General features: G+C 38.2%; 16 protein-coding genes and 1 pseudogene. 8 read left to right on the top strand and 9 right to left on the bottom strand.

All coding sequences use genetic code 11. From position 1 onward, the window contains the following. Position 1 precedes the first annotated feature (1 nt). Positions 2–1,124 (top strand): peptide chain release factor 2 gene (prfB, locus tag H6F32_RS12185; protein ID WP_190369604.1). Its coding sequence is split into 2 segments (ribosomal slippage): positions 2–73 and positions 75–1,124, totalling 1,122 coding nucleotides; the frame shifts between segments, so codons are not numbered across the junction. Positions 1,125–1,251: 127 nt separating this feature from the next. Here the strand turns inward: prfB and H6F32_RS12180 are convergent. From H6F32_RS12180 to H6F32_RS12165, 4 genes are all read right to left on the bottom strand, one after another. Continuing rightward, complete coding sequence (locus H6F32_RS12180; protein WP_190369603.1) at positions 1,252–1,557, bottom strand: DUF4090 family protein; 306 nt, start codon at positions 1,555–1,557, stop codon at positions 1,252–1,254. 300 nt (positions 1,558–1,857) lie between these two features. Continuing rightward, positions 1,858–2,118: a hypothetical protein gene (locus tag H6F32_RS12175; protein WP_190369602.1), complete on the bottom strand. Its 261-nt coding sequence runs from the start codon at positions 2,116–2,118 to the stop codon at positions 1,858–1,860. A gap of 362 nt (positions 2,119–2,480) precedes the next feature. Then, a complete protein-coding gene (gene ppc / locus H6F32_RS12170) occupies positions 2,481–5,486 on the bottom strand; it encodes a phosphoenolpyruvate carboxylase (RefSeq protein WP_190369601.1) in 3,006 nt (1,001 codons plus the stop codon). Positions 5,487–5,629: 143 nt separating this feature from the next. Next, positions 5,630–5,875 carry a hypothetical protein gene (locus tag H6F32_RS12165; protein ID WP_190369600.1) on the bottom strand — a complete coding sequence of 82 codons (246 nt, stop codon included), beginning with the start codon at positions 5,873–5,875 and terminating at the stop codon, positions 5,630–5,632. Positions 5,876–6,073: 198 nt separating this feature from the next. On the opposite strand from H6F32_RS12165, the gene H6F32_RS12160 reads away from it, so the two are divergent. From H6F32_RS12160 to psbA, 6 genes are all read left to right on the top strand, one after another. Then, the gene (locus tag H6F32_RS12160) at positions 6,074–9,118 is read left to right on the top strand and encodes a DUF1574 family protein (RefSeq protein WP_190369599.1); all 3,045 of its coding nucleotides are present in this window, start codon (positions 6,074–6,076) and stop codon (positions 9,116–9,118) included. 434 nt (positions 9,119–9,552) lie between these two features. Beyond that, positions 9,553–11,052, top strand: a complete 1,500-nt coding sequence (locus H6F32_RS12155) for an MBOAT family protein (protein ID WP_190369598.1) — start codon at positions 9,553–9,555, stop codon at positions 11,050–11,052. A 793-nt stretch (positions 11,053–11,845) separates the two neighbouring features. Continuing rightward, a complete protein-coding gene (locus H6F32_RS12150) occupies positions 11,846–14,194 on the top strand; it encodes a family 2 encapsulin nanocompartment cargo protein terpene cyclase (protein WP_190369597.1) in 2,349 nt (782 codons plus the stop codon). Positions 14,195–14,430: 236 nt separating this feature from the next. Next, on the top strand, positions 14,431–15,840 hold the full coding sequence (locus tag H6F32_RS12145) for a family 2B encapsulin nanocompartment shell protein (protein WP_190369596.1): 1,410 nt from the start codon (positions 14,431–14,433) through the stop codon (positions 15,838–15,840). 180 nt (positions 15,841–16,020) lie between these two features. Then, complete coding sequence (locus H6F32_RS12140) at positions 16,021–17,418, top strand: family 2B encapsulin nanocompartment shell protein (protein WP_190369595.1); 1,398 nt, start codon at positions 16,021–16,023, stop codon at positions 17,416–17,418. Between the two features lie 351 nt (positions 17,419–17,769). Beyond that, the gene (psbA, locus tag H6F32_RS12135) at positions 17,770–18,852 is read left to right on the top strand and encodes a photosystem II q(b) protein (protein ID WP_190369594.1); all 1,083 of its coding nucleotides are present in this window, start codon (positions 17,770–17,772) and stop codon (positions 18,850–18,852) included. 205 nt (positions 18,853–19,057) lie between these two features. On the opposite strand, the gene ftsY is transcribed toward psbA, so the two are convergent. The 5 genes and pseudogenes from ftsY to H6F32_RS12110 all read right to left on the bottom strand — a co-directional run bounded on the left by ftsY (position 19,058) and on the right by H6F32_RS12110 (position 23,433). Continuing rightward, complete coding sequence (ftsY, locus tag H6F32_RS12130) at positions 19,058–20,563, bottom strand: signal recognition particle-docking protein FtsY (protein WP_190369593.1); 1,506 nt, start codon at positions 20,561–20,563, stop codon at positions 19,058–19,060. Between the two features lie 101 nt (positions 20,564–20,664). Further along, positions 20,665–21,306, bottom strand: coding sequence for a transcription antitermination factor NusB (gene nusB / locus H6F32_RS12125; protein WP_190369592.1), 642 nt, complete (start codon positions 21,304–21,306; stop codon positions 20,665–20,667). Positions 21,307–21,372: 66 nt separating this feature from the next. Beyond that, entirely contained in the window at positions 21,373–22,053 is a 681-nt protein-coding gene (locus H6F32_RS12120; protein WP_190369591.1) for a DUF502 domain-containing protein, read from the bottom strand. A gap of 92 nt (positions 22,054–22,145) precedes the next feature. Then, a pseudogene (locus tag H6F32_RS12115) lies at positions 22,146–22,373 on the bottom strand (glycosyltransferase family 2 protein); the annotation flags it as partial. 220 nt (positions 22,374–22,593) lie between these two features. Next, positions 22,594–23,433, bottom strand: a complete 840-nt coding sequence (locus H6F32_RS12110) for an HpsJ family protein (RefSeq protein WP_190369589.1) — start codon at positions 23,431–23,433, stop codon at positions 22,594–22,596. A 667-nt stretch (positions 23,434–24,100) separates the two neighbouring features. On the opposite strand from H6F32_RS12110, the gene H6F32_RS12105 reads away from it, so the two are divergent. Further along, entirely contained in the window at positions 24,101–24,319 is a 219-nt protein-coding gene (locus H6F32_RS12105; protein WP_190369588.1) for a DUF4327 family protein, read from the top strand. The last annotated feature ends 37 nt before the right edge of the window (positions 24,320–24,356 follow it).

Here is a 24,356-nt window from a genome sequence, read left to right as displayed (position 1 = left end):
AATGGAAGTCCTCGACATTAAACGCGAAATCGAATTGTTAGCTAACCGCCTGGGTAAAACTCAGGACTATCTTTGACATCCCCGCACTACAAGCTAAAATTCACGACTTAGAACAATTATCTAGTCAAACACAATTCTGGGACAATCAAAATACAGCCCAGCAAACTTTACAAGAACTTAATGATCTTAAATCCCATTTAGAACAGTATCACCAATGGCACAAATACCTAGATGATACTAAAGCCGTTGTAGAATTACTAGAACTGGAAACGGATACATCACTATTAGAAGAAGCAGAAACCACTATTAACAAATTAAATCATGAGTTAGATCAGTGGGAATTAGAACAGTTATTATCTGGTACTTATGATGCTGAGGGCGCTGTATTAACTATTAATGCTGGTGCAGGTGGTACAGATGCTCAAGATTGGGCATTTATGCTGATGCGGATGTACACCAGATGGGCAGAATTTCATGGCTATAAAGTTACATTGGCTGAAGAGTCAGAAGGTGATGAAGCAGGTATAAAATCTGCTACATTGGAAATTACAGGTAAGTATGCTTACGGGTATTTGCGTTCAGAAACAGGAACACACAGACTAGTCAGAATATCGCCATTTAACGCCAATGGTAAAAGACAAACCAGCTTTGCAGGTGTGGAAGTAATGCCGCAAATAGATAACTCAGTACAATTAGATATACCAGAAAATGACCTAGAAATTACTACATCGAGGGCGGGTGGAAAAGGAGGTCAAAATGTTAATAAAGTAGAAACCGCAGTGAGGATAGTTCACTTACCTACAGGTTTAGCAGTGAGATGCACAGAAGAGCGATCGCAACTGCAAAATAAAGAAAAGGCACTAGCAAGACTTAAAGCAAGATTACTTGTTATTGCTAAACAACAACGCGCCAAAGAAATTGCGGAAATTCGCGGCGATATGGTGGAAGCGTCTTGGGGTAATCAAATTCGTAACTATGTATTTCATCCCTATCAAATGGTTAAAGACTTACGTACAAACGTAGAAACTACAGCTATTACTGATATTATGAATGGAGAAATAGATATGTTTATTCAAGCCTATTTACGGCAAGAAAACCAAATAGTAAGCGATGGACAGGTATAAGTGCGGTAGGGGCGAACGTCCGTTCGCCCGGAGTGCAGGGATAAACTTCTGTATTCTGACTCCTGACTCATGGAATGGGTTTAGCAGTAATAAACCCTTAATGAATATATGAATATATGATTATATGTCACTTACCGCCGTAGAAAAAAGCAATTTCCTTTTCTTTCAGAGGTGCAAAACCAGCAGCTATCAGTTTTTCATCCAGTTCGACTTGGGGTATATGTTTAGCACCGATGCGAACTATACGAGAACGCATAGTATTAGATACACCACTGCGCTGTCTTCCAGCTTCTAATCCCATAACTTGATTATATAATTCTATCTTAGCAGTAGGAATGGGTGAACCGTCAAAATCTATACCTTGAGCGATCGCTTGATCCACAGCATCAGCACCAGTAGTAGTTTGATTTGTAACAGGAATTTCAGTAGTCATGATTAATTGTTGTATTTTTGACTTAGATAGGGGGTGACAAGATATTTATAATACAAGCAAAATGCTTAAAATACAAGTAAGATACTGAAAATACAGCAATTCTCATTTTAAGAATCTCATGACATAAAAACCCTTATACAACAAGCTGTTTACAATTCTTAAAAATTCTAGCGATAGCGAAGCGCTGCTGGAAGCAGTTCGCTTAAATAGCGTAAACTGGTTTGAAAATGAGAATTGAATTGCTGCTGAAAATACAAGCAAGATGCTTGTACTACTTAGAAATTAGCTCACTGCTGATAGCTACATAGGTTTTCTCACCATTAAACCACCGACAAAAGCCCCTAAAACAGTACCAGTCCAAATACCCGCTGTACTACCTTGCAAAATTGCTGCTGGTGCTATCCAAGTATGACATATTTGTGTAAACCCCCAAATTGTATTTGGGCTTTTTTGACATTTTTGGCTTGCTAATGTCACCATAACTTGTGCAGTGATCAAACCTCCAAAAAAACCCGATGATAAAGCTAAAAAAGTACACAGCAAAATAGGATTTTTCATCATTTGTTTCATATCAGGTAACAGCTTTTACAAAAAAGGTAGAAGTTGAGGGATATGTAATTGATGATCTTTGGCCTTATATTCAGTCCACAATACTCAAGAATTTTTTGGGATTAAAATACCAATTTAGCAGATCCCCAACTTGTCATATCAATTTATGATTTGTCTACAACAGGACTTACGCAACTGGTACATTGGTAGGGTGTAGTTCGACAAGCTCACCAACCACGTCAGACAGTATAAATCATGTAAATAACCAAATTGTTGATATCTGACGCACCCACTGAACAGATTTTTTAGTGTAACACTTGCGTAAGTCCTATACAAGATGAAAAAAACAAGTCGGGGATCTTCTCCTGAAAACATCAACCTGTATTTCTCATTCCCGCAGCAATACCATTAATAGTTAATAAGGCACCTCTGAGTAATTCTCCTTTACTATAACGTGAGTGAATTACACCTGTAGTGGTATTCGCATTTTTCGACTGTCTTAGTCTTTTGAGAATGGAAACTTGGATGAAACCTAAAGGTACTATTGTCCCATTTCTTAATTGTACAGAACGCTGTAAAACTGGATCTCCATCTAATAGTTTTTCATGGCCAGTAATTTGCAAAACTAAATCTCTTGTGAGATAAAATTCATTCGCTATTTGCTGAAATACCTTTTCAAATCTTTCCCTATCTTGAGGATGAGATAATTCTCGCACATAATGACGCGCCATCTCAATATCTACTTTTGCTAGAGTCATTTCTGCTTTAGAAATTACCATTTTGAAAAATGGCCATTTCAAATAAAAATAACGCAACAATTTCAAATGTTGTTCTGGTTCTTCATCCAAAAATTCCTGTAATGCAGTACCAACCCCATACCAAGAAGGTAATAAAAACCGCGTTTGTGTCCAACTAAATACCCAAGGAATTGCCCTTAAACTGCTTAAATCTCTTTTGCCAGAAGGACGACGCGCTGGACGAGAACTAATTTGTAATTGACTAATTTCTTCGATGGGTGTAACTTGATGGAAGAAATCTATAAAGTCTGGTTGTTCATAGATTAAATGACGGTAATGTTGTCGAGACTTGGCTGATAATTCTTCCATAATTTCATTCCAAGGTTCAATATCATCAAACCCTGTTCCTAATAAACTTGCTTCTATTACTGCTGTGGTAATAGTTTCTAAATGATATAAAGCTAAGTCTAATAGAGAATATTTGGAAGCTAATACCTCCCCTTGTTCAGTAATTTTAATTCGCCCACTAATGCTATGACCTGGTTGTGCTAAAATCGCTTCGTAAGCAGGTCCGCCTCCCCTACCTACTGAACCACCTCGTCCATGAAAAATTCTTAAATTTAATCCATATCCTTCAGCTATTTTCTGTAGTGATTTTTGGGCTTTATGAATTTCCCAGTTACTACTTAAAAAACCTGAATCTTTATTACTATCTGAATATCCTAGCATTACTTCTTGTAAGTTAGGTTTTAGGGTAAAATGGGATTCTGTGGACTCGTTTTGTTTGTAACCTCCTGCTAACATTGCTCTATATAAAGGTAGTTCAAATAGTTGTTTCATTACACTACGAGAACGTTGTAAGTCTTCTACTGTTTCAAATAAAGGAACTACCCTAATTGTTCCTACTGCAATGACAGGATCGAATAAACTCGCTTCTTTTGCTAGGAGTAAAACTTCTAAAACATCGCTCACTTCTCTACACATACTAATAATGTATGTTTGACAAATGTTAATGCCAAATTCTTGTTGTAGCGATCGCACAGTTCTAAAAGTTTGAATTACATCATTTGTCTTTTCAGAAAATGGTAATTCCCCAGGAATTAATGGCCTACGAGTTTGCAATTCTGATGTCAACCAAGCTACTCTTTGTTCTTCTGATAATTCATTATAGGCTTGGGGTAAAATTTGCAAATATCCAAGAATTTCATCCAACGCATCTGAATGTCTTGATGACTCTTGACGAATATCTAATTGTGTCAAGTTAAAATCAAAAATTTCTACTTGACAAATTAAATTATCCAGTTCTGAACAACTTAAACCCGTTTCCTTTAAGTTATGTTGAATTAATCGCAAGTCTCCCAAAAATTCTCCTCCTGAACGGTACATGGGAGCATCTTCATTTTGTGGTGTTTCTTGATTATATAGTGATAAGTTGCGATCGCGCGTATTTTCCAACCGTTTTAAAATATAAGATAACTTTAAACGATAGGGCTCTTGCCTATATCTTAACGCTAAAGCATCATATATCTCACTTAGTTTAGACTGTTCTAACTCTAAGGATTCTAACAAATCTGGTAATACATCACTCCATTGCATAGAAACACTTAATAATTCAATTAACTGTTTCACAGAATTAATATATCTTTCCAGTACCATTTTCCGTTGGTAACAGGCGGTTTTCCATGTTACTTCCGGTGTTACAGAAGGATTACCATCTCGATCTGAGCCTACCCAAGAACCAAAGGAGCAGAAATTTGTACTGGGCGGTTCTAACCAAGGAAAAGTTTGTTTAAGTGCATACTTGAAACTTTTATAAAGTTCCGTGATACCGTCAAATAGTACCTCTTGGAAATAGTGAAGAGCATAGTCTACTTCATCTAATACCGTAGGTTTAAACTGATGCAATTCGTCGGTACGCCACCATAAACGAATTTCTTCCAGCAACCTTTCTTTGACTTCTACTACTTCCCAGGGATAACTACCAGCGCGAGAAATGCTTTCATCCATTTTTTGTAACAAATGTACAACTTGACGCTGTTTATCCCGGATGGTATGACGGACAATTTCTGTAGGATGCGCGGTAAAAACTAAACGGATATCTAACTGAGAAATGAGACGTTGAATTTGTTGGGGAGGTACATTTAACTGAAATAATTTGGGAAATAAAGCCGCAAAAGTTCCTTTTTGTTTAACTTCCGTAGTCCATACAGGATTAATTTCTTTTGTTACGGAGACTTCTTCTTCCCTTTGGTTGTGAGTATAAATAAGACTAGGATAATTTTCCTGATCTTCCGTATGGGGATCAGAATAACGATTTACCTGTTGTTTTTGTTCATACTCCTGTTCAATAATATTAATCAGTTGGAAGTACAGAGCAAACGCACGGGCAGCACGAATAGCCTCATTAATACTCAACTGTTCAATTAACTCTACCGCAGAAGAGGCTTGATCATTAGTAGCTTGTCCCTCGGGTGAGCACATATCACGCAATTGTCGTAACAAAACTACCATGTTTTGTCCACATTCTTGACGTAGCACTGATTCCCACAATTCCTCTACTACTTGTAGACGGTGACGCAAAAACAACTCCGATGTATAGTAAACATTGGCTGTTGGTGATAAAGACTGTAGAAAGGAAGTCATATTCTCGATTTTGGTAAGTACCATAATTATTGATAAGTCTAAGTTTTTACTTTTGGGTTAGAGAAGGGAGCATAAAAAAGTTGATCACTAACTCCTAACTCATGAATAAACTGCTATGATGAGTGCAAATCTTAACTTTAACTTTATTCCTGATAGCTTCCCTCATCGTAGGCATCGCTGGGAAAATTTAAAATTGGCAGGCGATCGCCCCTGAATAATTCCTCCCCTGCTTCCCCTAACGCTGCTAAACCCTGCACTGTAGTTTTTTCAGCTATTAGCAACATCAGTAACGAAACTGTACCTATATGGAGAAGACAATTGATAGGGATATAGCAAGGAGTAAAATTTAATCCGGGTTGACTTTGAGAGTGGTTGCCTAGAGATGACATAATTTTGGTAACTAGTAAATGAGTAGAATTAGGCTAAAAAAGTGAATCTTCATTACAGAACTATCTTTGCCGATTTTACCAGGTGAAATGGTAGCAAAATTGTCAGAAAAAAACTGCAAAATGTGATAATTCTCTGGTTTGCCAACTAACACCAGCACAATCACCCAAAACCCCCTTCCTGCTAAAGTTAACTTGATAATGAAAACAGTATTACTTGATAGCGAAGCACTCCTACAAGCACTTCGCCAAAAATCGTTAGTAAAGTGGGTAAGCAAAGCAACAGGAATAAATTCTTTTGGGGTCAAAGTCCGGTTGCTGGGCAATGACCTCCATATTCTCTGCGAAGCTATAGAATGTCCCCAACGTTGGCAAACTCTATCTGAATTGCTCCAAGCACTACAGCAAACAGATGTAGATACTCTTACCAATGATGAACAACCTTCAATATATCAAGTATTGGTCTATGGTAGAAAAAAAGGCGAATATCGTCCCCAATGGTGTCATCGAGTATATTTAAACCAATTAGACCAACATTTACAACAAGTAAATCAATCATTGTTGGATCAGACGAATACACCTGTAGTCTCAGGTGGAGCCATGATTATTTCTAATGAGAGTTTAGCACGTCAAGGAGATGTGGCAGCGATCGCTCGCTATCTCAGCGAAAATCTTGGCTATTTAGGTGTGTCTGTACAAGCCGAAACTGTTTTTCATCCACCAGAGAACAAAGAAAAATCTACTTTTAAGCGTTTGTGGGTATTGTGCCAGTCTAGTTATAGTCCAGATGCTTCCTTATTAGCGGAAACAGTGGCGCAAAAACTACGCCATCTTAAACTTTCTGGTTATCACGATGCTATTATTGTATCCCAAGTTCGCGGAGAAATAGAACCAGATTGGCGGTTAAGAATAGATTTAACGCCATCGGACGTGATGCTTAAAGACTGGGCGCGATGGGGAGACGTACAGGCCATCACTCGCATCCTTTCGGAAGTTCTTCTGGAGTTGAAAATTACTGTACAAGCATCTTTAAAAGAGTCCACACTCCATCTTGTTTGTACTACTGTTTTTGACAGCTTGGAAAATGCTCCAGCACCGGCAAAAGAAACCTGCATACAAGCAATTATTCCACTTTTAGAAGCGATCGCCCCCCAAGCTATTCAAGCTACCACCATTTACGGACAAATCACCAGCAGTGAAAAACCTTCTTGGGTACATTGGTCTGCCTTACCTGCATCAAATCATCCAGATCTATCTACATCAACCTTAGATATAGCTCATGCAGGTGATATTCCAGCTATAATATTTTTATTAGAAAGATTACTTAATCCTGACTTAGAATGGCGATTAAAAACAGGAGGTATTCGTGTATTATTACAGCGCAAACAAGACCTATTACATATTATCTGCGAAGCACCCCTGTGCCCCACCCGTCATCAAGTAGCGAATAAAGTAATTCAATTTATTCGCCAATTAAAAATACCAGGAATTATAGGTATCAGAGTTTACGGTCGTCGTGCAGGAGATAAACAACCAGCATGGCATCATAGCATGGACATCCAAGAAAGACCTAGACTAGTACCAGAACCCACACCAGAATTTGCTGCTACTTCCCAATATGTAAATTCACTAGTTTATCATCAAGCTATCATTCGCCCAGAATTAACAAAAACTGAACTACAAAACATTATTAGAGAGGTAACACAAAATTGGTTGACAAATACCCACAAAAACATTCAAAAACTGCTCATAGTAACACAATTATTTAGCTACTCCCATCAAGATACAGAAGAAAATCTTGATACTCCTGGAATTTGGAGAAGTTTAACATGGGTAATATTAGGTTTATTACTTACATTTCAAGCTGATTTCATATTAGGTTATGTCACAGCAAGAACTACAGCTATTTCTCGGAAAAATCAGCAAATGAATAACCAAATAAATAACAGTATAAGTTACAATTCCCAACCAGAAATAAATAATCAATCATCATTATTAGTAACCACACAAACTAGTCAAGTCTTTGAGAAAAATCATGATGATACTCTCAGGAATACTGCCTTTAATTCCTCTGGATTTATTAATAATACCCCCTCTGATCCTCTGAAACAAAAAGCTACATCTACAGCGATTTTATTAGCTGCACGTTCAGAAATTCCCTCATTTAACGCCAGACAATTAGATGAACAATTAGCTTTATATAAAAAACGTTTAGCTACCAATAAAAAACCACCAGACTTGTTAATTATCGGTTCTTCTCGCGCATTGAGAGGAATTGATCCAGTGGCACTGGCTAATACCTTAACCACCCAAGGACATCAGAAAATAGATATATTTAACTTTGGTGTTAATGGAGCAACAGCACAAGTAGTAGACTTTATTTTGCGTTATGTAATTCAACCATCAGAACTGCCAAAAATGGTCATTTGGGCAGATGGTTCTCGTGCTTTTAATAGTGGTAGAGAAGATATAACATTTAATGCGATCGCTGCCTCACCAGGATATAAAAAATTCCTAGAAAAAGCAGCATCTAAAAAACAATTACCACCAGGAAATCAGCAAAATAATCAACAGCAAAACCCCGAAATCAATCTCACCTCATTACCATCAGCAATTAGTAACTATGAAGTAGCAAACCAATGGTTAAATGAGAAATTGTCCAGCATTTCTCAAACATACAAAAACCGTGAACAAATCAAAATTCTCTTACACAAACAACTTAAATATGTACCTTTTAACAGTCAAAATTTACAAATGAGCACCAAAAAAAGACTGATTAATAATAACAATAACTCAGACATAGATACCGCCAAGCAAGCAGTAGATTTTGATGGATTTTTACCCCTATCTATTCAATTTGATCCTAGCACGTACTATCAACAACACTCAAGAGTTACTGGTGACTATGACAACGATTATAAATCCTTTCAACTCACAGGAAAACAAGAACAAGCATTAAAATCCATTTTAGAATTTACCAAAAATAATAATATATCCCTTGTATTTGTCAATATGCCACTAACAGCAGAGTATTTAGATCCAGTGAGAAATAAATATGAGCAAGAATTTCAAACCTACCTATTAACCTTTACAAATAATACCAACTTTATATATCGTGATCTAAGTTTACTATGGCCAAAAGAAAATAAATACTTTTCCGATCCCAGTCATTTAAACCGTTTTGGTGCTTATGAAGTTTCTAAAAAATTAGCAACAGATCCCACGATTACCTGGCCAAAACCCTAAAGTCAAGAAAATCATAAACTAGTACAGCTTGGCGTAACGTCCAAAACCCTATACTTTCTTGGTTTTGAATGCATGACTTCTGCCCTGCGGTACTAAGGAATTTCCAATAGTATCAGGACTTACGCAACTGGCACATTGGCAGGGTATGGTTCGACAAGCTCACTAACCACGTCACACAGTATAAATCATGTAAATAACCAAATTGTTCATATCTGACGCACCCACTCAACAGATTTTTTAGTGTGACACTTGCGAAAGTCCTAAGTAAGCTGTTGTGCTTTTAACTTGAATAATTAATACAAGCAAGATGCTTGTGCTACTGTAACCTCAGGTTTTTTAATTATACAGTGAGTGCTGCATATTAGCTTATATATAATTTAGGATAATTACCTTAAACATCAATCACAAATAATCATAAATATCACAGATCAAAAATGAAATTTATTTCCATCTTTTATGCAATTTTCTTATTCAGTGTATTAGGACTGTACTGGACTATTTCCTTATCTTATATTAGATTAATTATCTTACTAATAGCCAGCATAGTTTTTTATGCTTCTTTAAGCCTCCAATATGTACCATTAATATTAGCTTTAACCTATATCAACTTCCGCTTAGGATTAGAAATTGGTAGCAATACATCCCCAGTAAAACACTTCCAAAATTGGAACTTATCTAACGAAGAATGGCAATTTGCCCAAGCAGATTGGAATCAAAGAAGAATTAAAGTATTATGGATAGGGATAATATTAAATCTATTGATTTTACTAGGATTTAAATATATCAATGGCATATTAAAAATAATTTTTAACATAGGTAACAACTCTCACGATACTGTAATTAAATTAATAGCACCTCTAGGAATTTCGTTCTTCATCTTTGAATGTATTGCGTATTTAATAGATGTGTATAGAGGCGCACCATCTACCACCAAATTTATTCAATTTGCCTCCTATAAATTATTTTTTGCTAAACTGATTTCTGGACCAATTACTCGCTATCATAACCTCATAGGACAATTTAATGAAATTAGTTTTCCCAGTATTGATAAAATCTCAGAAGGATTATGGTTAATAGCTACAGGTGCAGTCAAAAAAGGTATATTAGCAGATAATTTAGGTATATTTGTAGATTTATGTTTTGCTAACTTACAAAGAGCAGGTAGTATAGATATCTGGTTAGCAACTTTTGCTTATGGCTTACAATTGTATTTAGACTTTAATGGTTATGTAGACATTGCCAGAGGAACAGCATTATTATTTGGGTTAGCATTACCAGAAAACTTTGATTATCCCTATTTTACTACTAGTATTGCCGATTTTTGGCGACGTTGGCACATAACATTAGGAGACTGGTTACGCAACTATTTGTACTTTCCATTAGGAGGTTCTCGTAGTGGTTTAATGCGTACCTGTATCAACTTACTAATAGTAATGATTGTCGCAGGAATTTGGCATGGTTCATCCTGGGGTTTTATTATTTGGGGAGTATTACATGGTTTAGCTTTAGTAGTGCATCGTTTAAATTATGCTCTGTGTTCCCATTGGCAAATATTAGGCACATTATGGAAAACACCACTAGGAATAATTTTAGCTTGGTTATTAACACAATTAATGGTTTTTACCACTTGGATCTGGTTTCGTTTACCTAATTTACAAGATTCTACTTTAGCAATTCAACATCTTTGGGGATACAGTGCTGATCAACAATTTGCGGAAAAAGTTTACATTGAGGCTTTGAATATCACTCAATATCAAATTACTTGGTTGTTGATATTTTTGTCAATAATAATGTTAATATCCTATGTTTTCAAAAGAGGTTTAAAAGTTGAATTAAGTTGGCCATTAAAACTGGTATTTGTTCCCATTTGTTTATATGCAGTGTGGATACTTGCACCAGAGGGAAGTTTACCTTATATATACTTTGATTTTTGATCCAACCCCAGGGCGTTGCTGAATTGGGGTATGATATTTATTAGCTATTAGCGATCGCTAAAAACTAATACCGCTCAAAATCAAATATTATGCAATCAATGTTCTAAGCTATTGTGCTTTTAACTTGAATAATTAATACAAGCAAGATGCTTGTGCTACTGTAACTTTAGGTTTTTTTAATTATACAGTTAGTGCTGCACATTAGCTTAAGCTGTTGTGCTTTTAACTTGAATAATTAATACAAGCAAGATGCTTGTGCTACTGTAACTTTAGGTTTTTTAATTATACAGTTAGTGCTGCACATTAGCTTATCATAGTCTTTTCCCTATCATGCCTGAAATCAGCAACACCTGATTTTTGATCACTTCAAAATGTCATACGTCAATATTTCACTAAATTTAAACTTAGAAATCATAGTCCCTTAGCGATTGACATTCCGCATTCCACACTACAAGCGGAATATAGGATGGAAATCTTAAATAAATCTGTACTTCAAGTACAAGTCTATAATTTTGATTTATATTCCTGAATGTGTAATTTAAGACAGGGCTAAAAACTACCAAAAATCAAATAAAACTTGAGATAGCTATCTAAAGCACATTATTTGTCTTTTGTTTAATCTCTAGTTAGAGCATCGGTGCTTTTAGTGACCTTATCTAAATATTACACCATCCTCACAAGGATGTTACATGGACTTGCTGATAAAGGCTTATAAAACTCAGTTATAAGAATTATTAAGTAAGGTTTTTAATTGCATTATCCAGTCAACAGTCAATGTGAAATCAAAACGATAATGACTTCCAGCAAGCAACCCTTTGAGTTGCCTAGTTTTTACGTGCCTTGGTCAGCAAGGCTCAACCCCAATTTAGAAGCAGCACGGGTTCATTCTAAAGCCTGGGCTTACGAAATGGGGATATTGGGTGCGCCAAAGGACTCAGAAGATTACGGGATCTGGGACGAACGCAAGTTTGATGCCCATGATTATGCCCTACTGTGTGCATATACCCATCCTGATGCCGATGAGTCCATGCTTAACCTCATAACCGACTGGTACGTGTGGGTATTCTTCTTCGATGACCATTTTCTGGAGCTTTACAAAAGAACTCAAGACATGACGGGGGCGAAGCAGTATCTTGATGGTTTACCTGCGTTTATGCCCATCAAGCCCCAAGAAAGGACTCCACAAGCCAAAAATGCGGTTGAAAGGGGGCTAATTGACCTATGGGAGCGCACCGTACCGAATGCTTCTGAAGATTGGATCATTCGTTTTTCTGAGAGTACCATTAATCTTTTAGCCGAATCTATCTGGGAATTGGCAAATATTAGCCAACATCGCGTTGCCAACCCCATTGAATATATTGAGATGCGGCGGAAAGTCGGTGGCGCACCTTGGTCAGCTAACTTAGTAGAACACGCGGTTCGGGCAGAAATTCCCGCCCGTGTTGCCCCAACTCGACCAATGCGTGTTCTCAAAGATACATTTTCCGACGGGGTACACCTGCGTAACGATATCTTCTCCTACCAACGAGAAGTAGAAGAAGAAGGGGAAAATGCCAACTGTATCCTGGTTTTGGAGCGATTTCTCGGTGTTAGTACCCAAGAAGCAGCTAACCTGACTAATGACCTACTGACCTCGCGGGTGCAACAGTTTGAGAACACCTTTTTTACCGAACTGCCATCTTTATTTGAGGAATACGCACTAACCCCTGATGAACGGATGAAAGTCGTTCTCTATGCCAAAGGACTGCAAGACTGGCAGTCAGGAGGACATGAGTGGCACACAAGATCAAGCCGCTACATGAATAAAAAAGCGGACAAATCTGGGGCTACGGGTTGGTTATTAGCAGGTCCGACTGGACTAGGAACATCAGCTACCCATTTAAGTTCCTTGTCGGACAGTTTGGGGCTAAAACGGTTCAAAAGCTTTACTCATGTTCCCTACAAACCTGTGGGACCGGTGAAGCTGCCCGACTTTTATATGCCTTTCTCCACCAGTTTAAACCCCAATTTAGACGAGGCGCGACGGCATTCTAAAGACTGGGCGCGTCGCATGGGGATGCTGGATGTATTACCAGGGATGCCGGAGGTTTATATCTGGGATGACCATAAATTCGATGTCGCTGATGTTGCTTTATGTGGTGCGTATATTCATCCTGATGGGGCAGCATCTGAGTTGAATATAACCGCTTGCTGGCTGGTTTGGGGAACCTACGCGGACGATTATTTCCCCGCTCTCTATGGTTATAACCGTAACATAGCCGGCGCGAAACTCTTCAATGCTAGGTTATTTTCCTTTATGCCCTTAGATGGTAGTCCGCCACCAGAAGCAACCAACCCAGTAGAACGGGGGTTAGGGGATATTTGGGCGAGAACGGTACAGTCCATGACTGCTAATGCACGTCTGTTGTTTCGTCGGGCGATCGCAGACATGACCGAAAGCTGGTTATGGGAATTGGCCAACCAAACCCAAAACCGCATTCCTGACCCCATTGACTATGTAGAGATGCGCCGTAAAACCTTTGGTTCAGATTTAACCATGAGTCTTTCTAGACTGACTCAAGGGTTTGAGATTCCGCCAGAGGTCTTCCGCACGCGAACCATGCAGAATATTGATAATTCGGCTGCTGACTACGCCTGTTTAACTAACGATGTGTTTTCTTACCAGAAAGAAATCGAATTTGAAGGTGAACTCAATAACGGCGTGCTAGTCGTGCAAAATTTCCTGAGCTGCGATATTGCCCAGGCGGTGGCTATTGTTAACGACCTGATGACCTCCCGCGCCCTTCAGTTTCAACATATCGTGGCTACGGAATTATCTATACTGTGCGATGATTTCCAGCTAGATAGCAAGGCGCGTAACCAACTATACGGCTACGTCAAGAAACTAGAACAGTGGATGTGTGGTGTACTCAAGTGGCATCGGGCAGTGGATCGCTATAAGGAATTTGAACTGCGGCAAAATTCCACAGAAAAGCGGTTATTCCCAGGACTTACAGGGTTAGGAACTGCTGGACTGAAAATTAAACCCACTGTCAGACCGGAAACCCCAAAAAGTCAGGTTCAATCTAGAGGATTTGGTATCCCTACAGGTTTAGGGACTTCCGCTACCAATATCCGATCGCTCTTGGGAGAGCAAGATTAACCGAATATTAAGTCTATGTTTAAATTGTGGAACTGAACACGACCGTGATGAAAATGCTGCCAAAAATATCAATAAAGTCGGGATAGGACATTGCCACGACTCTAAACGGACGCAGAGGCAAAGTAAGACTACTTAGGTAGCATCAGTCAGTGAAGCGTCAAGAATCACCGCGCCTTTAGGTCGGTGAGTATGTCAACAATCTATCAAGAAATCTTACTAACGGAGATTAATTAATTATGACGGACTCAGCTAATACTCCCCTAGAAAACCAAATTGAACAACAGCCCATGAGTTTGGGAACTGAAGCGGCACGAAATTTGGCGACCACCACCAAAACCCAACCCCAAATGCAGGGTATTACCTCCCGGTGGCTGTTAAAATTATTGCCTTGGGTTGAAACCGTCGGGGGTACTTATCGTGTCAACCGTCGCTTAACCTATACCGTAGGGGATGGACGGGTTAGCTTTACTAACACAGGGGCGCAAATTCAAGTTATTCCCCAAGAACTCACTGAATTACCTTTGTTGCGGGGATTTGAAGATGTTGAAGTTTTAAATGCCTTAGCAAGACAATTTGTGCAGCGAGAATTTGCTGCGGGAGATGTTATCATTCAAGCGGGTCAAGAAGCATCTGAGGTGCTATTGATTGCTCATGGTAAAGTCAATAAAATTGGATCTGGTAAATATGATGATCAAGTGGTGTTAGGTGTCCTGGCAGATGGGGATCATTTTGGTGATTATGCGTTAGTTGAATCTGAGGATACTTGGAATGTCACCCTGACAGCTATTACCCGTTGTACGATTCTATCTTTGCCTCAATCGGCTTTCCAAAACTTGGTTAACCAGTCAGAAGCCTTGCAAGTTCAAGTAGACAAATTCCGCGAAAAATTGAGCCAATCTCAGAATGAATACGGGGAAGCTAGTATCAATATTTCTTCAGGACACTCCGGCGAGTCTGTATTACCTGGGACGTTTGCAGATTATGAAATGAATCCACGGGAATACGAGTTAAGCGTAGCTCAAACCGTTTTACAGGTTAATACAAGGGTAGCTGACCTTTACAACGAACCGATGAATCAAACCGAGCAACAATTACGCCTAACCATTGAAGCACTGCGGGAACGCCAAGAAAATGAAATGATCAACAACCGTGAATTTGGGTTGTTGCATAATGCAGATCTCAAACAACGTATTTTTACTCGCAGTGGTGCACCAACTCCTGATGATCTTGATGAGTTGATCTCCATTGTTTGGAAAGAACCGAGCTTTTTCTTAGCCCATCCTCGCACTATTGCTGCCTTTGGTCGGGAATGCAACCGTTTAGGACTTTATCCAACTCCCATTCCTGTGGGAAATAGTGCTATCCCTTCTTGGCGTGGTATTCCTATCTATCCTTGTAATAAAATTCCTGTGACTAAGGAGCGTACCAGTTCCATTATCTTAATGCGGGCGGGAGCAGCTAATCAAGGGGTGATCGGTCTGCATAAAACGGGTATTCCTGATGAATATCAGCCTAGTTTATCGGTGCGTTTTATGGGAATTAACGAAAAAGCCGTGATTTCTTACTTGGTTAGTGCCTACTACTCCCTCGCTGTCCTTGTTCCTGATGCCTTGGGTATTCTGGAAGATGTGGAACTTGGTCTGTAAACCTGCCCACTAGGGGTGAACCTGCGTTCAGCCCTACAACACAAATGATGGTGATGGTAGGGACAATTCATGAATTGTCCCTACAAGGGTTTGGTGGTTATGCAAATTTGGTTATGTAAATTTAATTACCACCAGATGTCTAAACAATACAAAAGGATACATTAAATAAATTTTACTTTTATGACAGATGCTTCAATTAGGGCAAGTTTAGAGGGATCTCAGTTAAGTTTAACTACCCAAGCAGCACGAAATTTAGCCACCACCACGAAAACCCCTCCCCAAATGCAGGGCATTACTCCTCGGTGGTTGTTACAAATGTTACCTTGGGTCGCTGTCACGGGAGGCAGCTATCGAGTGAACCGTCATTTAACTTACAATGTGGGAGAAGGACGGGTTAGCTTTAGCAATACAGGTACTCAAGTACAAGTCATTCCTCAATCTTTGACGGAACTTCCTTTATTGCGAGGGCTGGAGGATATTGATGTTTTAAATGCCTTAGCCAACGGTTTTGTGCAACAAGAGTTTGCCGCAGGTGATATTATTGCACAGGAAGGACAAGCAATTGACCAAGTCTTTTTGATTGCCCACGGTAAAATTAATAAACTTAAAGCTGGTAAATATGAAAGACCAGCATTACGGGATATTTTAGGCGATGGTGATTGTTTTGGCGGCGAAGCAACTGTTTCTGCACAGGCAACTTGGGAGGCAAGTTTTCAAGCAATTACTCGTTGTACGATATTGTCTTTACCTATACAGGCATTTCGGGAGTTATTAAACCAGTCTGAAGCATTACAGACTCAACTTGACCGTTTTAGGGAAATTTTAACCAAACCCCAGGATCGCTATAATCAATCGGCGATCGCTATGTCTGCCGGTCATGGTCTAGAAACGGAATTACCAAGGACGTTTGTGGATTATGATTTGAGTCCAAGGGAATATGATTTAAGTGTCGCTCAAACCATTTTACAGGTGAATACGCGGGTTTCTGACCTCTATAGTGAACCGATGAACCAGACGGAACAGCAGTTACGGTTGACTATTGAAGCATTACGGGAACGCCAAGAATACGAAATGCTGAATAACCGTGAATTTGGACTGTTACATAACGCTGACCTCGGACAGCGTGTCTATACTCGGAGTGGACCACCAACACCTGATGACCTGGATGAGTTGCTGTGTCGCCGACGGAAAACTCATTTTTTCCTGGCGCATCCGCGAGCGATCGCCGCTTTTAACCGAGAATGTAACCGTCGTGGGATCTATTCCCCTAGTCGGGAAATAAACGGCAAAATTGTTCCCGCTTGGCGCAATTATCCGATTTTTCCCTGTAATAAAATTCCTATCACCAAGGAAGGGACAACTTCTATTTTAGCGATGCGGACTGGAGTAGACAACCAAGGGGTGATCGGTCTTCATAAAACGGGTATTCCTGATGAATATGAACCCAGTTTATCAGTGCAGTTCACGGGAATTAACAACAAGGGAATTAAGTCTTATTTAGTTAGTCTTTATTACTCTGCTGTCGTTTTGATTCCTGATGCGTTGGGTATTTTGGAAGATGTGGAAATTGGGCTTTAAGGTATCTAATGGCGAACTATAAACTAACTTAAATGACCTATAGGCTGGCACCTTTTTAATAAAAATCTGCAAAACCCTGATTAAAAAGCGGCTCTTGACCAATCTCTAAGTATGTTGATTACACCTATAGATTTATTAGACTCTAGTAGAGAGGTTGTATACAATCTCTCTACATTACTTTATGTTTTATCTTACTAAGATAACCAAAACTTATATTTGATATATCAAACTATAATCAAACAAAAATTGCAATTAATGTAAGGTCATGTTAAATTGGTATGTGGGAACGAATACAAAATCGTTTCTTGGATTTGTTTAACAAATTACCGCAATTATCGCAATTATAAAATAATGACCACAACCTTACAACAGCGTCAAAACGCCAGTGTTTGGGATCGCTTTTGCGAGTGGATCACCAGCACCGACAACCGTATCTATATCGGCTGGTTCGGCGTACTAATGATCCCTACCCTATTAGCTGCTACCACCTGCTTCATCATCGCTTTCATTGCCGCTCCTCCCGTTGACATTGACGGTATCCGTGAGCCAGTTGCAGGTTCTTTAATCTACGGAAACAACATCATCTCTGGTGCAGTTGTTCCTTCCTCTAACGCTATTGGTTTACACTTCTACCCCATTTGGGAAGCTGCTTCCTTAGATGAGTGGTTGTATAACGGTGGTCCTTACCAATTAGTAATTTTCCACTTCTTGATCGGTTGCGCTTGCTACTTAGGTCGTCAGTGGGAATTATCTTACCGCTTAGGTATGCGTCCTTGGATCTGCGTAGCTTATTCTGCACCTTTAGCATCTGCTACCGCAGTATTCTTGATCTACCCTATTGGTCAAGGTTCTTTCTCCGATGGTATGCCTTTAGGTATCTCCGGTACATTCAACTTCATGATCGTGTTCCAAGCTGAACACAACATCTTGATGCACCCCTTCCATATGTTAGGTGTTGCTGGTGTATTTGGTGGTAGCTTGTTCTCTGCAATGCACGGTTCTTTGGTTACATCTTCCTTAGTTAAAGAAACAACTGAAACCGAATCTCAAAACTACGGTTACAAATTCGGTCAAGAAGAAGAAACCTACAACATCGTTGCAGCACACGGTTACTTCGGTCGTTTGATCTTCCAATACGCTTCTTTCAACAACAGCCGTTCTTTACACTTCTTCTTGGCTGCATGGCCAGTAGTTGGTATTTGGTTCACCGCTTTAGGTATCAGCACCATGGCGTTTAACCTCAACGGTTTCAACTTTAACCAGTCTATCATTGACTCTCAAGGTCGTGTTATCAACACCTGGGCTGATATCATCAACCGCGCTAACTTAGGTATGGAAGTAATGCACGAGCGTAATGCTCACAACTTCCCCTTAGACTTAGCTGCTGGTGAAGTTGCTCCTGTTGCTTTAACCGCTCCTGCTATCAATGGTTAATACCTGGTTTTAGCTTGAATTAAGCAAAGCAATAAATAAAAAATACCCTCCAGCAATGGGGGGTATTTTTGTTTGGGTAGTCATTGCAGAGTGAGAATAAAGAATAAGCTGTTGTGCCTTTAACTTGAATAATTAATACAAGCAAGATGCTTGTGCTACTGTAACATTAGCTTATAATTTTATCCGTACTCCCTATACTCCGCAATTAATCACTCAATAATGCTTCCACAAACTCATAACTAGAAAAGGGACGAAGATCCTCTATTCCTTCACCAGCACCGATAAAACGAATGGGTAAACCTAACTGTTGTACTACCGCTAAGGCTACTCCACCCTTAGCTGTACCATCTAACTTAGTTAACACCACACCACTAAGTTTAGCCGCTTGAGAAAATACTTCGGCCTGCCTGATCCCATTTTGTCCCAGCGTTGCATCAAGCACTAATAAAGATTCAATGTGAGCATTTGGGGCTTTTTTATCAATGATTTTTCTCACCTTACTAAGTTCATCCATCAGGTTTTTCTTATTTTGTAGCCTTCCTGCGGTATCAATTAACAATAGTTCGGTTTCTCTGGCTTGGGCTGCAACAATAGCATCAAAAACTACAGCAGCAGGATCAGTGTTTTTACCAGGATTAGCAATAACTTCTACTCCGCTTCTTCCTCCCCACACTTTCACTTGTTCTACGGCAGCAGCGCGGAATGTATCTGCAGCACCAATAAGACATTTATAACCTGATTTTTGGGCAAGATGGGCTATTTTACCGATGGTTGTGGTTTTACCTGCGCCGTTTACTCCTGTCATTAACCAGATGTTAAGGGTCTCTTTTTCCGGTGCAAAACTTCGTTTAGTAGCTTTTTGGATAGGTGTGTCTAGCATATCACGAAGAATGGTTTTCAGATAAGCGATCGCCTGTTCTGGAGGTGTAACTTCTTCTCGTAATTTCTTTTGAAGAGCATTAATAATATAATCGGTTGCTTCTACTCCCACATCAGCTTGCAGTAATAATGCTTCAATTTCTGTAACTGCTGCTTGGTTAAGTGGTCCTTGTCCAACTATTGCCTTGAGTTGATTTAAAACACTACGTCTAGTTTTATCTAAGCCTTGACGCAATTTTTTCAGCCAAGTAATTTCTTCTATGGAAATATCTTCCGCTTTTCTACCTTGGGCTGCTAAAACCTCTGCTGACCATACAAACCCATCATCAAATACCAATTCAGATGTATCTGTAGATATGCTAGTTGTTAATCTTTCTTGTACAACTTCTACAATAGGTTCTACAGTTTCATCTATAGCAGTCGCAATTAGTCTTTCTTGTTTAGCTTGTTGTTCTGCTGCTGCACGTTCTAAAAATGATTTTGGTGCGGATATTTCTGCTTCAACTATTTCTTGGGTTATTTCTACAACTTTCTCTACAGTTTCTCCACTAATTTCTGCAACTGTTGTTTCTATATTTTCTACTGTTGTAATTTCTTCAATAACTAAATTTTCCACATTTTCAACTGTGTCTGTGGTAGTTTCTTCTGTTTCTTTTTGTTCTTGTTTTTCTTGAATATTTTTATAAGCAGCTTTGGCAAATGCTAATAAGTCAGCAGTATCTATTGTAGTTTCTGCGGGTGCATTTTCTTCTACAATAGAATTTTCCACTTGATTTTCTTGATTTTGTTCAGGAGATTCATTATTGGGACGACGAAACCAGTTAAAAGTCATTTTCGTGTTAATATAACTAGAGAATACAATGAGACAATGGGCAGAATTTGATCATATTAATTCATGATAATTAACAATTATTAATTGTCAATTATCAATTTCTAAGCTATTTGTTTTTGTTCACTAACTCGACGGAGTACACCATTAATAAAACGATGTCCATCTTCTCCACTATACCGTTTAGATAATTCCACAGCTTCATTAATGGCGATACTATTAGGAACATTCATAAACTTCATTTCCGCCACTGCTATTTGTAAAATATCTCTATCAATTTGTGCTAGTCTGGCTACTTGCCAATCTACCAAACCATGAGCAATATATTGATCTATCATACTCCGATTTTCATTAACGGTAATGATAATCTCCTTGGCATAATTACGAACTTCCCTATCTTGGTTCGCTAACTGTATAAGCTCAGGAAAATCTACTGATGATCCTAATTGATTTATTGCTGTTTGTGTATGTGCGATCGCTTCTTTTAACATTGCTCTGGCTGTATTTAAGTCTGACGCTCTCGTTTCACTACTTAATAATTTATCATTACTTCTTTGTAGTTCACCTGCTGCATTATTTAAGGTATCCTGCACTTCCAATGTCAAGGTTCTTACCGCACCTAATACTAGTTTAGACACCAATTGCTCATCTGATAAATTTTCTAGTTTTTTCGTGCTAACTGGTAGTTGACTGAGACTTAAAAGCGCCAACTCCCTGGCTATTTGTTGAGGTTTACGTTTTTGCATAGTAAGATTTATTCTATGGTATATTGTGGTTTGCCAAGTACGGAATTTGAGTGAGGTAAAAATTCCTTATCCTGACTCCTCACTCCTGACTGCTAAAGCTCCTTCTGGTATAATTTGTGAATTGGGAGCTACAATACCGCCAGATACTACTATTTTAAAAGCATCTTCTACAGATATTGATAAATTAACTACCTCATCCACTGGTACTACTGTGTACCATCCCGTCGTTGGATTAGGTGTAGTAGGAACAAATACACTTAATACGGGAACTGACATTTGATTTTGAATTTCATTGCTTATTGATCCTGTTACAAATGCGATCGCCCATACTCCTCGACGTGGATACTCTACTAATACCACACGGTTGAATTTTCCATTAGAATCTTTTAGTAATGTTTCTAATAGTTGTTTCAGGGTTTTATACACTTGGCCAGCTAGGGGAATAGCTTGTAATAGTCTTTCTCCCACATCTAAGAGCCATCTTCCCACGATGTTTCTAGCCATTAAGCCAATCACTAAAATACTTAATAGTGGTACAGTTAATCCTACCAGAAAATTGAGCACATTCACTAAAATTGGATTTAAGCCATCAAAGGGGTTTAACTGTTTAGGTATTCTAGTTAAAAAATCAATTACCCAATCTGCTATAGTAATTGTTAACCAGATCGTAGTTGCTAAGGGAATTACCACTAATAACCCAGCTATCAAATCATTTTTTAAGTCCTGCTTTATCTTCTCAATTAGCAAATCTCATCTCCTTTTTTACATATACTTGTGATTAATTTCTCTTGTTCAAAACAACCTAAACTCTCTTTCTTAGCTAGATATATAACATTTAAGTCATATTTGGTAATAATAGATTCTAACACCCAGACGCGCTGTTTACCATGATTTTCAAAAGGATCTTCCACAACGCGAACAGGATAAGGATGAGTATTTTCTAAGGTGCGATCGCCACTATCTCCACTAGATGAGCCTACCACAATTATATCATCAGATAACATCGCTGACTCAATACAAGCCGCAATATCTATCTGTTGTGAGTAAGTATATAATATAGAAAACATTGATTTTTCTCACTGGTAATTAACTGGTAACTACTGAGTTGCTAATTTTAGTTTCCCAGGATTTTGAAAAAGTGATCTATAGGCGAATACATTTTACCTCTACGCATAAAACTTTATATACTTTATATACTTTGTATCAGTATATATTTCAATATACTATAACTGCGTATGTAGTTCTTGTCTGTGTAGACGCGATTTACAATCGCCTATTTTAGTAACTTTAATTACTACCAACTCGTAAACTTTTTAGCCCTGTCCAACCAATTAGGATATAACCAATGGACAACAATATACTGTTAATACTAATTCTTAACTCCTTGGAAGCATCCTCTTGAGTCTTGTTCAAACGTTCTTCTTTTTGTGATCTAATTTGTGTAATTCTTTGTTGTGCTAACTGTTCAGGATTGGTTTGTTGGGCAATAAAATTATCTAAGACTCTAGGATTTGTTTTATATTCCTCAAGTAACTTTCTCTGCACTTCTGGCAATTGATTATTATTCAGAGCTTGATTATACTTTTGCTCATCTTTAATCAATTCGTTTAACTGAGTAGATAACTGTTCTTTTAATTCAAGTCTCTGCTTATCTAAATTCGCTTTTATTTGTTCATTAGTTAACTGGCTTTGAATTTCCTGTAACTTTTTTTGAACTTGCGCTTCTAACTGATTACTTTCTTGAGTATAACGTTGCAATGCTTGAACCTTGACTTGATTAACATTATTTAAGTGTAAAGGAACCATCAGTAAAAACATCAAACCTAAAATACTGGATAGGATAAATACTGGTACTTTGAAATTTAACCTTTTTAAATTTAACCTTGAACTACGATTACTGTGAGTAAGACCATCAAACCAGTATGCAATCATCATTATTCCTAACCCAACTAAAGGAACAATACCACGATCTACCACATTTCTAACTAAACCAATTTGCCATAGTTTATCAGTGGGTCGAAACGGAAATAACAGAAATATAAAATCTACAAAGAATGACAACAGGCAGATAATCCCAATTAACTTTAGCCAAAGAGATATATTAGAACTAGAAACACGATTAGCCATAATTTCTCAGCGGAAGATTGATACAATAGCAAGACTTACGCAATTCCTATATTGATAGGGTGCGTCTGGCATAATCTGTTTATTTACAGAGTTTATGCCTTATAATACACATCACAACATATTTTTGCTATGACACTTACGCAAGTCCTAAATAGATTAATTATCATATTTAGAGCTATTAAAATAATGTTGTGACAACTCTAAACATCAATTTTACTGATAAAAATTCAGTAAAACTTTTAACTAATTAATATGATAATCCTTTTACTACATATAGTTAGCAGAAAACAGGGTCATAAAACTAGATATAATCTTTGCAAAAATACTTTAATACTCTTTATTATGTGTGAATAAGATACAAAATATATTGCAATATTGATAGTCTTGCTGTTGTAATTTCCTAGAAACCAGGAAAAATTTTTTCACAAAACCCTTGATTAAATCAAAAACTATGCTATAATAGTTGGCAGTAGTAAATGACTACTAAAACTAACCTTCTCAAAATCCAATTCTTAACAACTGTTTTTCCAAAGTTGTGATAAACTGAAATAGTTAAGACTAGCTTTACCAAAATAATACTGCGCCCTACGCACTGACAAAAATTGGCAAATGGAAAGCAGTTTTAATCAAGCATTTGCATAATAAAAAACACAAATACATTGCAGTTATGACTCAGAAAGTAATTCACCCTATGGTGGAATTGCAACACAAAGTGCAATCACTCGTAGAATCAAACATTATCAAGCCTACAGATAAAATCTGGAAAATTGCCTTCCTTTGTGAAGATAAGTGGCCACACTGGAAAAAAGAACTGTTAGACTTCGATTTTACTATGCAAGATACCATCGGAGATTTATTAGCGGTAGAAGCATGGGATGATGATTAATTAGAGGATGTTTGTAAAGTCTAAATTAATACTAAAA

It is taken from the genome of Anabaena sp. FACHB-1237 (assembly GCF_014696225.1).
In the GTDB taxonomy this organism is placed as follows: domain Bacteria; phylum Cyanobacteriota; class Cyanobacteriia; order Cyanobacteriales; family Nostocaceae; genus FACHB-1237.
The sequence above is the reverse complement of the archived record's forward strand: the minus strand, read 5'-3'. Positions and strand labels throughout refer to the sequence as shown.